General features: G+C 65.1%; 10 protein-coding genes. 4 read left to right on the top strand and 6 right to left on the bottom strand.

The genetic code is table 11. The features are described from left to right. Positions 1 to 246 precede the first annotated feature (246 nt). From ACQR07_RS20615 to ACQR07_RS20590, 6 genes are all read right to left on the bottom strand, one after another. Positions 247 to 1,470: an ABC transporter substrate-binding protein gene (locus ACQR07_RS20615; protein ID WP_434904006.1), complete on the bottom strand. Its 1,224-nt coding sequence runs from the start codon at positions 1,468 to 1,470 to the stop codon at positions 247 to 249. A gap of 11 nt (positions 1,471 to 1,481) precedes the next feature. After that, positions 1,482 to 2,498: a branched-chain amino acid ABC transporter permease gene (locus tag ACQR07_RS20610; RefSeq protein ID WP_434904005.1), complete on the bottom strand. Its 1,017-nt coding sequence runs from the start codon at positions 2,496 to 2,498 to the stop codon at positions 1,482 to 1,484. 2 nt (positions 2,499 to 2,500) lie between these two features. Then, positions 2,501 to 3,379 carry a branched-chain amino acid ABC transporter permease gene (locus ACQR07_RS20605; protein ID WP_434865565.1) on the bottom strand — a complete coding sequence of 293 codons (879 nt, stop codon included), beginning with the start codon at positions 3,377 to 3,379 and terminating at the stop codon, positions 2,501 to 2,503. 13 nt (positions 3,380 to 3,392) lie between these two features. Further along, positions 3,393 to 4,103: an ABC transporter ATP-binding protein gene (locus ACQR07_RS20600; protein WP_434904004.1), complete on the bottom strand. Its 711-nt coding sequence runs from the start codon at positions 4,101 to 4,103 to the stop codon at positions 3,393 to 3,395. Next, complete coding sequence (locus ACQR07_RS20595; protein WP_434904003.1) at positions 4,100 to 4,897, bottom strand: ABC transporter ATP-binding protein; 798 nt, start codon at positions 4,895 to 4,897, stop codon at positions 4,100 to 4,102. Before ACQR07_RS20595 ends, ACQR07_RS20600 begins: the two co-directional genes overlap by 4 nt. Before the next feature lie 66 nt (positions 4,898 to 4,963). Then, complete coding sequence (locus ACQR07_RS20590; RefSeq protein WP_434904002.1) at positions 4,964 to 5,836, bottom strand: IclR family transcriptional regulator; 873 nt, start codon at positions 5,834 to 5,836, stop codon at positions 4,964 to 4,966. 229 nt (positions 5,837 to 6,065) lie between these two features. Between ACQR07_RS20590 and ACQR07_RS20585 the strand changes: the two genes are divergently transcribed. From ACQR07_RS20585 to pimC, 4 genes are all read left to right on the top strand, one after another. Further along, on the top strand, positions 6,066 to 8,159 hold the full coding sequence (locus ACQR07_RS20585; RefSeq protein ID WP_434904001.1) for a 3-hydroxyacyl-CoA dehydrogenase NAD-binding domain-containing protein: 2,094 nt from the start codon (positions 6,066 to 6,068) through the stop codon (positions 8,157 to 8,159). A 169-nt stretch (positions 8,160 to 8,328) separates the two neighbouring features. Further along, complete coding sequence (gene pimA, locus ACQR07_RS20580; protein ID WP_434904000.1) at positions 8,329 to 9,993, top strand: dicarboxylate--CoA ligase PimA; 1,665 nt, start codon at positions 8,329 to 8,331, stop codon at positions 9,991 to 9,993. A gap of 19 nt (positions 9,994 to 10,012) precedes the next feature. After that, the gene (locus ACQR07_RS20575) at positions 10,013 to 11,200 is read left to right on the top strand and encodes an acetyl-CoA C-acyltransferase (protein WP_434903999.1); all 1,188 of its coding nucleotides are present in this window, start codon (positions 10,013 to 10,015) and stop codon (positions 11,198 to 11,200) included. Between the two features lie 290 nt (positions 11,201 to 11,490). Beyond that, positions 11,491 to 12,681 (top strand): pimeloyl-CoA dehydrogenase large subunit, encoded by a 1,191-nt coding sequence (gene pimC, locus ACQR07_RS20570; protein ID WP_434903998.1) that lies wholly within the window; start codon positions 11,491 to 11,493, stop codon positions 12,679 to 12,681. Positions 12,682 to 12,843: the final 162 nt, after the last annotated feature.

The raw sequence follows: 12,843 nt of genomic DNA, 5'->3' as shown, positions 1-12,843 counted from the left end.
CGCGGTTGCGACATCGCAGCACGGCCCGTGTTTTTGCGCGGTCGGAGAAGGCTATGAGCTATGTGCGACTGCGAGATGGCCCTGCAATCTCGACGAGTGCGTGCTCTGCACTTACAGCTTGAGATCAAGGTGACGGTGTCGGCTCACCGCTCCGCGATGAGCGCTGGCCCGCAAGAAAAAAGCCCTCCGCGCTGATGCGCGGAGGGCCAGGCAGAGGTCGGCACCGCTGTTTGCGGCGATGCGCGACTAGTCGATCGCGCCGCTGATTGCGTCGCCGAACAGCTCCCACTTCTCGCCCTTGAACCGCATCATCTGCAGCTGATCGATCGGGGCGAAGTCGGTCTCCGAGGTGTTGATCTTGACGCCGGGCAGCAGCGTGTCCGGCGTGAAGTCCTTCAGGCTTGCCGCCTGCTTCATGACGTTGGCGCGGGTCAGGTCGTCACCGCACATCTGCAGCACCTTCACCACGGTCTGCGCCGCGCCGTAACCATAGACCGTCGAGCTGTCGAGCTTGTTGGCGTCGGGATAATATTGGGCGAGGAAGTCGAAGAACTTCTTCATGCCGGGATCATTGTTCCACTGCGCGTCGGCGGCGTCCTTGGCGTAGGCGGCCGAGAGAATCCCTTGCGAGTTCTCGAAGCCGGCCGGCTTGATCACGCTGCCGACCGAGGCCGAGACGTTGACCACGAGCTGCAGCGGATGCCAGTCGATCTCGGCGAGCTTCTTGATCGCCTGTGCCGCGAATTTCGGCGTGGTGACGCTGAAGAACACATCGGCGCCGGAGGCCTTCAGCTTGACGATGTGGCCGTCGATCGACGGCTCCGACGTCTCGTAGCTCTCCTCCATCACGACCATCGACGCGGCCTTGTCGCCGAGCCCGTCCTTGAGACCCTTGAGATAGTCCTTGCCGAAATCGTCGTTCTGGAACAGCACGCCGATCTTGGCGCCGGGCTTCTCCTTGAGAAGATACTTCGCGTAGATGCGGCCCTCGCTCTGGTAGCTCGGCTGCCAGCCCATGGTCCATGGGAAGTTCTTCGCATCGTTCCACTTGGTGGCGCCGGTGGCGACGAACAGCTGCGGGATCTTCTTGCCGTTGAGATATTTCTGGATCGCCGAGTTCGAGGGCGTGCCGAGCGGGTTGAAGACGAACAGCACCTCGTCGCTCTCGACCAGCTTGCGCACCTGCTCGACCGCCTTGGGCGGCGAGTAGGCGTCGTCATAGCTGACGAAGGTGATCTTGCGGCCGTTGATGCCGCCTTCGGCGTTGATCTTCTTGAAGTACGCCTCCTCGGTCTTGCCGATCACGCCGTAAGCGGACGCCGGGCCGCTATAGGGCATGATGTTGCCGATCTTGATCTCGGTGTCGGACGCACCGGTGTCGTATTTCTTCTGGGCGAGTGCTCCGCCCGAGGTGAGGGCGACGACCGCCGTCGCGAGCGCGGCGATACGTAGTTGTTGGATGACGAGCAAGATTTTCCTCCTTAGCTCTTTCGGACCTTGCCCAGCAATTGCTGAGCCACCATCGCCACCTGCCGCGAGCCGTGGGGCACGAGGAAGATGATGAGGAACAAGAGAACGCCGAACACCGCGCCGGACAGGCCCTTGGAGATGCCCTCCGCGATGTTGGGAACGAAGATGATGAAGGCGGCGCCGATGAACGAGCCGGGCAGCCAGCCGACGCCGCCGACCACCATGCCGAGGAACAGCGAGATCGCCAGCACGATGGTGTAGCTGTCGGGCGCCACGAACTGCACCGCGATGGCTCCAAGGCCGCCGGCGACGCCGGTGATGCCGGCGCTGACGCCGAAGGCCAGCGTCTTGTAGGTGGCGACGTCGACGCCCATCGCGGAGGCCGCGATCTCGTTGTCGCGGATCGCCATGAAGGCCCGCCCGGAGCGCGATCGCAGCAGGTTGACCGAGAAGATGTAGATCGCGATCGTGACCGCCAGCGTGAAGTAATATAGCCACATGTCCTGCGACATCGGCAGCCCGAACGGCGCGTCCGGCTTGGTCACGACCAGGCCCTGCACGCCGCCGGTCCAGTGCTCGAAGAAGCCGAGCTTGAGGATCTGCGGCATCGCGGTGGCGAGCGCAAAGGTGGCGAGCGCGAGATACACGCCCGACAGCCGCAGTGCCGGCTGGCCGAACAGGAAGCCGAAGCCGAAGCAGATGACGCCGGCCACGGGCAGGGTCAGCGCGTAGTTGACGTTGTACTGCTCCATCAGGATCGCCGACGTATAGGCGCCGACGGCGTAGAAGGCGCTCTGGCCGAGCGAGAACTGGCCGCTGCCGCCGGTCAGGATGTTGAGCGCCAGCACTGCAAGCCCGTAGATCAAGAGCATCGTCATCTGGAAGATGATGAAGTTCTTGACGAACAGCGGCACGACCAGGAGCAGCAGCACGACCACGAAGGCCGTGCCTGCGTTCAGCGTCATGGCGCGCTTCGGCACGGCCTCGACCGCGGGCGCCTGGGATCCGACTTCCTCGACTGCGCTCATGATCAGACTCGCTTCACGATGTTGCGGCCGAACAGACCGGCGGGTTTGACGACCAGGACGGTGATGATCAGCGCCAGCGCGATCGGGAGCTTCATCTCATTGCCGACATGGGGGATGTAGGTTCCGGCGAGGTTCTCGAAGATGCCGACCAGGAAGCCGCCGAGCACCGCGCCAAACGGGCTGGTGAGGCCGCCCAGCACCGCGGCAGCAAAGCCGTAGATCAGCACGCCGCCCATCATGTTGGGCTCCAGGAACACCACCGGTGCGATCAGCATGCCGGCGATCGATCCGATCGCCGCCGCCATGCCCCAGCCGAGCGCGATCATCCACGAGGTGTTGATGCCGACGAGGCGGGCCGATTCGGGCACCGACGCCGCCGCCCGCATCGCAAGGCCGATGCGGGTGTACTGGAAGAACACGTAGAGGCCGATCAGGAGCAGCACGGTGATGCCGATCATGCCGGCCTGGTGAGTCGAGATCAGCTGGCTGCCGAGGAACGGCGTCGAGCCGAACGGCGTCGGATATTGCTTGATCGTGAAGTCCCAGATCAACCCGGCGCAGGAGTTGATGATCGAGAACAGCGCGATGAAGCCGGCGACCTGGGTCAGGATCGGTGCCTTGGCCAGCGGCTTGAACAGCACGCGCTCGATCGCGATGCCGCCGGCGAAGGAGAACGCCAGCGTCACCACGAAGGCGACCCAATAGGGCAGGCCCCATTGCATCAGCTGCCAGGAGATGAAGGTCGAGAACATCGCCATCTCGCCTTGCGCGAAATTGAGATGGTCGATGGCCTGGTAGATCATGACGACGGCGAGCGCCATGCAGGCGTAGATCGCCCCGGTCGCGATGCCGGCCAGGACCTGGTTGGTGAAGAGCTCCATTGTCCGGCCTCCGTCAGTAGCCAAGATAGGATTTGCGGACATTCTCGTCCTGCGCGATTTCTTTGGCCGCGCCGGACATGACGATGCGGCCGGTCTCGATCACATAGGCCTTGTCGGCGAGCTCCAGCGCGAGCTGCGCGTTCTGCTCGACGACGAGGATCGAGACCTTCTCCTCGCGGTTGATCTTGCCGAGGATCCCGAACAGGTCGCGCACGATCAGCGGCGCCAGTCCGAACGACGGCTCGTCCAGCAGCATCAGTCGCGGACGCAGCATCAGCGCCCGGGCCACCGCCAGCATCTGCTGCTCGCCGCCTGAGAGCGTACCGGCCTGCTGGGTGTGCCGCTCCTTCAGCTTCGGGAAGTAGCCATACATGCGCTCGATGTCGGAGCTGATCGCCTTGTCGGTGCGCGTGATGGCACCAAGCTGCAGGTTCTCCTCCACCGTCATCGTGGTGAAGGTGCCGCGTCCCTGCGGCACGTGCGCGATGCCGAAGCGGACGATGCTCTCGGTCGACTTGTTGTTGAGCGGCTTGCCGTCGAACTCGATCGCTCCGGTGGAGCGGACCATGTTGCAGATCGCGCGCAGGGTCGTGGTCTTGCCGGCGCCGTTGGCGCCAAGCAGGGTCGTCAGCGAGCCCTCGTTGAGCGAGAAGGACAGCCCGTGCAGGGCCTGGACCTGGCCGTAATAGGCGCGCAGATCCTTGACGTTGAGAAGCGGCGTCATTGATCCTTGCTCCCGAGATAGGCCTTGATGACGTCGGGATCGGCCTGCACCTGGGCCGGCGTGCCCTCCGCGAGCTTGCGGCCGAAGTTCAGTGCGACGACGTGGTCGGCGATCGACATCACCAAGCCCATGTGATGCTCGACCAGCAGCACGGTGATCTTGCGGTCGTCGCGGATGCGCCGGATCAAGTCGCCGAGGACGTGAACCTCCTCGTGATTGAGGCCGCCGGCGGGCTCGTCGAGCAGCAGGATCTTCGGATCGGCGGCCAATGCGCGGGCCAGCTCGACGCGCTTCTGGGTGCCGAACGGCAGGCCGGAGACGGTGCGGTGGGCGACGCTCTCGAGATCCAGATAAGCCAGGATCTCCTGAACCTTCGTATTGACCGACGCTTCGCTGCGCCGGACCCAGGCGAGCCGCAGCGAATCCGAAATGATGTCGCTGGACGTGCGCGCGTGGGTGCCGACCCGGACGTTGTCGAGCACGGAGAGATTCGGAAACAGCGCGACGTTCTGGAAGGTGCGCCCGATGCCGATCTCGGCGATGCGGTGCGGCGGGCGCGACAGGATGCTGCGGCCTTCCATCAGGATGTCGCCAGAGGACGGCTGATACAGCCGGCTCAGGCAGTTGAACAGCGTGGTCTTGCCGGCGCCGTTCGGGCCGATCAGTCCGAGGATCTGTCCCTGGTGCATGTCGAACGACACGCCGGCGAGCGCCACGATGCCGCCGAACACGACGTTGACGTCACGCACCGCGAGCAGCGGATCGCCGCCGTGAGCAAGTTGTGCCTGCGTCATGTCGTCTCGCCCACCATCGTCAGCGTGACGGAAGGACGATTTGCCGGCGTGGCGCAACCGCGCAGGCTATCTGATACCCTCGGCAACTCGGGCAAGTTTCCCTCCTGGCTTGTGCTTTTTGCTTGGTTCTTTGCTGAATTGATTAGTTGGCGGCGCGAGTCCGCCCACGGCCGCTTCGATTTTCCTTACCATCGCGAGCAGGCGAGGTCCAATGTCGGTCCGCAAGCGCTCTTCCGTGAAGCGGAATGCGGGCGCGCCGCAGTTGAAGGCGTAGGGACCCGTCCCGTCATTGAGCCGCATTGCGACGCCGACGGCATGCACGTCGTCCTGCCACTCGCCGGCCGAGATCGTGAAGCCGTGCTCGGCGACGGTCTCGCCGGCGCGCTCGATGCCGTCGCGGATCTTGGGCCAGCGGTTGCCGTAATGCTCGCGCAGCTCGCGCATCAGCGCGGTGCGCTCCTCCTCGGGCAGCGCCCAGATGTAGGCCCGGCCCATGGCCGTGGTGGCAATCGGGATTCGCGACCCGACGTCGAGCTGAACGTTGACGACGCCGTGCCGGCTCTGGCCGATATAGACCATGCTGAGGCGGTCGCGGCCGCCGATGGCTACCGCGCCGCCGGTCTCGCGCATCAGCTGCTCGCGGAACGGTTCGGACAATTGGCGGACGCCGAGATTGGCCAGCGCGGCATAGCCGAGCAGCAGCGCCGACGGCGCGAGCTGATACTTCTCGAAACGGGGGACCGGCGTGAGGTAGCCGAGCTTGGTCAGCGTATAGGTCAGTCGCGATACCGTCGGCTTGGGCAGGTTGGTGCGGGCGGCGATCTCCTGGTTGCCCAAGAGGCCGTCATTGGGCCTGAACGCCCGGAGCACATCGAGGCCGCGCGACAGCGCAACGACGAAGTTGCGATCGGTCGCAGCTTTCTTCCCTGGGCGTTTCATTTCATCGGCTGTTGATGGCTGCCTCGTTGACAACGCTCGTGCTTCAAAATAACCCTGGCTGTCAAGATGTGGAATTAGATTTCGCACTGCGGAATTGAGCTTTGGCAGCGTGTAGACGCAAGCAAGCCCGATGCGCGGAGCGAATGACAAGCCGCCGGTTAACGGCGGTAACCCGGCAAAGCGGCAGCATTAACCAGCCGCAAAGAAACGTCATCTCGAGGAGCGCAGTGTGAGCGAAGTGGCCAAGCTTGAACGTCATGACATCGTGGGCATCGTCACCATCGACAGCCCGCCCGTCAATGCGCTGAGTGCCGCAGTTCGCGGCGGCATCCTGGACAACGTCAACGCGGCCATTGCCGATCCCGCGATCAAGGCGATCGTGCTGACCTGCGGCGGCCGCACCTTCATCGCCGGCGCCGATATCACCGAGTTCGGCAAGCCGCCGAAGCCGCCGGCGCTCAACGACGTGCTGAGTGCGATCGAGAACAGCCCCAAGCCCGTGATCGCGGCCATCCACGGAACCGCGCTCGGCGGCGGCCTCGAAGTGGCGCTGGCCTGTCATTATCGTGTCGCCACCAAGGACGCCAAGCTCGGCCTGCCCGAGGTGAAGCTCGGCCTGCTGCCGGGCGCCGGTGGAACGCAGCGCCTGCCGCGCGCGGTCGGCCCGGAGCTGGCCGTCAAGATGATCGTCGGCGGCGATCCGATCGGCGCCGCGGAGGCGCTGAAGGCGGGGCTAATCGAGGAGATCATCGAAGGACCGGCGGCCGGAGGCGAGGCCTTCGCGCGCAAGGTCATCGCCGAGGGACGGCCGCTGCGCAAGCTGCGCGATGACGATTCCAAGATCGCAGCCGCCAAGGCCGATCGCTCGATCTTCACCAATGCGGTCGCCGCGATCACCAAGAAGTCGCGCGGATTGGAGGCGCCGTTCGCGGCGGCCGATGCCGTCGGCTATGCGATCGACCTGCCGTTCGACGAGGGCCTGAAGCGGGAGCGCGAAGGCTTCCTCAAGCTCTTGACCAGCGACCAGTCCAAAGCGCAGCGCTATGCGTTCTTCGCCGAGCGCGAAGCCGCCAAGATCGCCGGCGTTCCCGACGGCACCAAGGGCCGCAAGGTCGAGCGCGTCGCCATCATCGGCGCCGGCACCATGGGTGGCGGTATCGCGATGTCGTTCGCCAATGCCGGTGTCCCGGTCACCTTGATCGAGACCGCCGAGGAACAGCTCAAGCGCGGCATGGGCATCATGCAGAAGAACTGGGAAGCGACCGCGGCGCGCGGCGGCATCCCGGCCGATGCGCCGGCCAAGCGCATGGCGCTGATCGACGGCAAGGTCGGGCTGGAGAACGTCAAGGACGCCGACCTCATCATCGAGGCGGTGTTCGAGACCATGGCCGTGAAGAAGGAAGTGTTCGGCAAGCTCGATCAGTATGCCAAGCCGGGCGCGGTGCTGGCCTCGAACACCTCGTACCTGAACATCGACGCCATCGCCGCCGAGACCAGCCGCCCGCAGGACGTGCTCGGCATGCACTTCTTCTCCCCGGCCAACGTCATGAAGCTGTGCGAGATCGTGCGCGCCGACAAGACCGCGCCGGATGCCTTGGTCACCGCGGTGTCGATCGCGCGCAAGATCGCCAAGGTGCCGGCCGTGGTCGGCGTCTGCGACGGCTTCGTCGGCAACCGCATGCTGGCCCAGCGCGGCAAGCAGGCCGAGAAGCTGTTGTTCGAAGGCGCGCTGCCGCAGCAGGTCGACGCCGTCGTCACCAAATTCGGCATGCCGATGGGCCCGTTCGCGATGGGCGATCTCGCCGGTCTCGACATCGGCTGGCGCTCGCGCAAGGACCGCGGCATCAAGAGCGAGATCGCTGATGCGCTGTGCGAGGCCGGCCGCTTCGGCCAGAAGACCGGCAAGGGCTACTACAAATACGAGGCCGGCTCGCGTTCGGCGCTGCCGGATCCGGACGTCGAGAAGCTGATCGACGAGACGGTGGCCAAGCTCGGCCTCAAGCGGCGGGCCGTCAGCGACGAGGAGATCCTCGAGCGCATGATGTATCCGATGATCAACGAGGGCGCGAAGATCCTCGCCGAGGGCGTTGCTGCGCGGCCGTCGGACATCGACGTCGTCTGGCTCTACGGCTATGGTTGGCCGATCTATCGTGGCGGCCCGATGTACTGGGCCGACAGCGTCGGCCTGAAGCACATCGCCGAGCGGCTCGCCTTCTACGCCAAGGAGACCAACGATCCGTCGCTGGAGCCGGCGCCGCTGCTGAAGCAGCTCGCCGATGAAGGCAAGACCTTCGCCTCGCTGGCCCAGGGGAAGGCCGCTTGAGGCGGCCCGCTTCTTTCAAATGGTCATTCCGGGGCGCGCGCAGCGCGAGCTACGACGCGCAATTGCGCGTCGGAGAATCCATAACCACGACCGGGAGTATGGATTCCGGGCCTGCGCCTGTCGGCGCATCCCGGAATGACACCGTCATTTGTGGCAAGCAGGTCGGCGCATGACCCATCCTGGTGAACAGTTCTATCCCGCAGGCGTCCGCTGGGACGCGCCGCTCGCGCGCGGCACCTTGCCGGATCTGCTCGCGAAGTCCGTCAGTGATTTCGGCGACCGCCATGCGCTCGAATTCCGCGATCGTCCGATCAGCTTCAACGAGCTCGCCGGGCTGGCTGACCAGGCTGCCGCCGCGTTCCTGCGCGCGGGCTATGGCAAGGGCGCCTCGATCGCGCTGTTCCTCGGCAACACGCCGGATCATCCGATCAACTTCTTCGGCGCGCTCAAGGCCGGCGCCCGCGTCGTGCATCTGTCGCCGCTCGACGGCGAGATCGCGCTGTCGCACAAGCTCAGCGACTCCGGCGCGCGCATCCTGGTGACGTCCAATCTGTCCGCGCTGCTGCCGATGGCGCTGAAGTTCCTGGCGAAGGGTCTGCTCGATCGATTGATCGTCTGCGAGGACGATCATTGGGGCAAGGTTGGCACGCCGCAGACCGCGTTGCCGGACAATGCTGCCGTCATCACGCACCGTGCCTTCGTCGAAGGCGCGCCAGCGCCGGCGGCGTGGCCTGCGATCTCCGCTGACGACATCGCGCTGCTGCAATACACCGGCGGCACCACCGGCCTGCCGAAGGGCGCGATGCTGACGCATGGCAATCTCACCTCGGCGGTCTCGATCATCGAGATCTGGAGCCGCGCCACTCGGACCCAGCATGACGGCGGCGATCGCGTGATCTGCGTGCTGCCGCTGTTCCACATCTACGCGCTCACCGTGGTGCTGCTGACCGCGCTGCGCATCGGAAGTCTCGTGTCGCTGCATCAGCGTTTCGATCTCGAGGCCGTGATGCGCGACATCGAGGTCAAGCGCGCGACGTATTTTCCGGGCGTGCCGACGATGTGGATCGCGATCGCCAATCTGCCCGATCTCGACAAGCGCGATCTGTCATCGCTGACCAGCGTCGGCTCCGGCGGTGCGCCGCTGCCGGTCGAGGTCGCGCGCATTCTGGAGCGCCGCGTCGGCATGAAGCTGAAGAGCGGCTGGGGCATGACCGAGACCTGCTCGCCCGGCACCAGCCATCCCAAGGAAGGACCGGACAAGCCGGGCTCGATCGGCATCGCGCTGCCCGGCATCGAAATGGACGTCGTGTCGCTGGAAGATCCGGCCAAGGTGCTCGGCATCGGCGAGGTCGGTGAGATCAGGGTCAAGGGGCCGAACGTCACCAGGGGCTATTGGAATCGTGCGGAAGAGTCGGCCCAGTCGTTCGTCGGCGATCATTTCCTGACCGGCGATATCGGCTATGTCGACGCCGACGGCTTCTACTTCCTGGTCGACCGCAAGAAGGACATGATCATCTCCGGCGGCTTCAACGTCTATCCGCAGATGATCGAGCAGGCGATCTACACCCATCCCGCCGTGCAGGAGGTGATCGTGATCGGCATTCCCGACGCCTATCGCGGCGAGGCGGCGAAGGCCTTCATCAAGCTGCGCGATGGCTTCGCGCCGTTCCTGGTCGAGGAGCTGCGCGAGTTCCTGACCGGCAAGCTCGGCAAGCACGAGTTGCCGGCGGCCGTCGAGTTCGTCGACGATCTGCCGCGCACGCCGGTCGGGAAATTGTCGCGCCACGAATTGCGCCAGCAGCAACCATCAACATCTCACAGCAAACAGTCGTAACACCAACAGGAGGTCATTCATGACCGATGCCGTCATCGTTTCCACCGCACGTACGCCGATCGGCAAGGCCTATCGCGGCGCGCTCAACGCCACCGGCGGCGCGACCTTGCTCGGCCACGCCATCGGCGAGGCCGTCAAGCGCGCCAATGTCGATCCTTCCGAGATCGAGGACGTCGTGATGGGCGCGGCCCTGCAGCAGGGCTCGACCGGCGGCAACATCGCGCGCAAGGCGCTGCTGCGCGCCGGCCTGCCGGTGTCGGTCGGCGGCACCACCATCGACCGCCAGTGCGCCTCCGGCCTGCAGGCCATCGCGCTCGCGGCGCGTTCGGTGATCTTCGACGGCGTCGAGATTGCGGTCGGCGGCGGCGGCGAGTCGATCTCGCTGGTCCAGAACGACAAGATGAACGCGTTCCAGGCCACCGATGCGGCGCTGCTCGAGATCAAGGGCGACGTCTACATGCCGATGATCGACACCGCCGAGATCGTTGCCAAGCGCTACGGCATCTCGCGCGAGCGCCAGGACGAATACGCGCTGGAGAGCCAGCGCCGCACCGCGGCCGCGCAGCAGGGCGGCAAGTTCAACGACGAGCTGGCGCCGATCTCGACCAAGATGGCGGTCACCGACAAGGCCACCGGCAACATCTCATTCAAGGACATCACCCTGTCGCAGGACGAGGGCCCGCGTCCCGAGACCACTGCTGAAGGCCTTGCCGGCCTCAAGGCCGTGCGCGGCGACGGCTTCTCGGTCACTGCCGGCAATGCCAGCCAGCTGTCGGACGGCGCCTCGGCCTGCGTGATCATGAGCGACAAGGAAGCCGCCAAGCGCGGCCTGCAGCCGCTCGGCATCTTCCGCGGCTTCGTCTCGCATGGCTGCGAGCCCGACGAGATGGGCATCGGCCCTGTCTTCGCGGTGCCACGCCTGCTGAAGCGCCACGGCCTGACCGTCGACGACATCGGCCTGTGGGAGCTCAATGAAGCGTTCGCGGTGCAGGTGCTGTATTGCCGCGACAAGCTCGGCATTGACCCGGACAAGATCAACGTCAATGGCGGCGCCATCGCGGTCGGCCATCCCTACGGCATGTCGGGCGCACGCCTGACCGGCCACGCTTTGATCGAGGGTCGCCGCCGCAAGGCCAAGTACGCCGTCGTCACCATGTGCGTCGGCGGCGGCATGGGCGCCGCCGGCCTGTTCGAGGTGTTGCAGTAAAGCTTAGCTTTCTACCCGGGCGAGCCTCGCGCGGGATTTCAAACAACTGTCATCCCGGGCAAAGTTCGCCCGGGATTTCCCACAGGTGTCGTCCCGGACAAGCCCGCAAGCGCAACGCGCTTGCGGGCGCAGATCCGGGACCCATACCGCGTGATTTCGCTTGGGGCATTCTGGCAGACGCCTTTCGTCCCAATGACGGCCGGTGGTTATGGGTCCCTGCTTTCGCAGGAACGACAGCGGAGCAAGACGCGCCAACCGACTATCTAACTAACTCATCTGGGAGCGATCCAATGGATCTTGCATTCACGACCGAGGAGCAGGCATTCCGCGAGGAAGTGCGGGCGTTCTTCAAGGACAACGTGCCGGCCGAGACCAGGCGGAAGCTGGTCGAGGGCCGCCATCTGTCGAAGGACGAGATGGTGACCTGGTGGCGCATCCTCAACAAGAAGGGCTGGGGCGTCTCGCACTGGCCGAAGGAATATGGCGGCACCGGCTGGACCTCGGTGCAGCACTACATCTTCAACGAGGAGCTGCAGGCCTATCCGGCGCCGCAGCCGCTCGCCTTCGGCGTCAGCATGGTCGGCCCGGTCATCTACACCTTTGGCAACGAGGCGCAGAAGAAGCAGTATCTGCCGCGCATCGCCAATGTCGACGATTGGTGGTGCCAGGGCTTCTCCGAGCCGGGCTCCGGCTCCGACCTCGCTTCGCTGAAGACCAAGGCGGAGCGCCGTGGCGACAAGTGGATCATCAACGGCCAGAAGACCTGGACCACGCTGGCCCAGCACGCCGACATGATCTTCTGCCTGTGCCGCACCGATCCCGCCGCCAAGAAGCAGATGGGCATCTCCTTCATCGTCTTCAGCATGAAGTCGAAGGGCGTCACGGTGCGGCCGATCCAGACCATCGACGGCGGCCACGAGGTCAACGAGGTGTTCTTCGACGACGTCGAGGTGCCCTACGAGAACCTGATCGGCGAGGAGAACAAGGGCTGGGACTACGCCAAATTCCTGCTCGGCAACGAGCGCACGGGAATTGCCCGCGTCGGCGTCTCCAAGGAGCGCATCCGCCGCATCAAGGAGCTCGCTGCCAAGGTCGAATCCGGCGGCCGTCCGGTGCTGGAGGATCCGTCGTTCCGCGAGAAGCTCACCGCCTGCGAGGTCGAGCTGAAGGCGCTCGAGCTGACCCAGCTGCGCGTCGTCGCCGACGAGGGCAAGCACGGCAAGGGCAAGCCCAACCCGGCCTCCTCGGTGCTCAAGATCAAGGGCTCCGAGATCCAGCAGACCACGACCGAGCTGCTGATGGAGGTGATCGGTCCGTTCGCCGCGCCCTATGACATCCATGGCGACGACGACAGCAACGAGACCATGGACTGGACCGCCCAGATCGCACCGAGCTACTTCAACAACCGCAAGGTCTCGATCTACGGCGGCTCCAACGAGATCCAGCGCAACATCATCGCCAAGGCGGTGCTGGGGCTGTAGCCGAACTGGTTCAACAAACACGGACGTCGTCCCCCGCGCAGGCGGGGGACCCAGTACGCCGCGGCAGTCGTGATTGATCACAGGCGCCGGTGATTACTGGATCCCCGCATCTGCGGGGATGACAGCGGAATGAATGGCGACATTTGGGGCGGTATTACCGCA

This window comes from Bradyrhizobium sp. HKCCYLS20291, assembly GCF_051167715.1.
Lineage (GTDB): Bacteria > Pseudomonadota > Alphaproteobacteria > Rhizobiales > Xanthobacteraceae > Bradyrhizobium.
The sequence above is the reverse complement of the archived record's forward strand: the minus strand, read 5'-3'. Positions and strand labels throughout refer to the sequence as shown.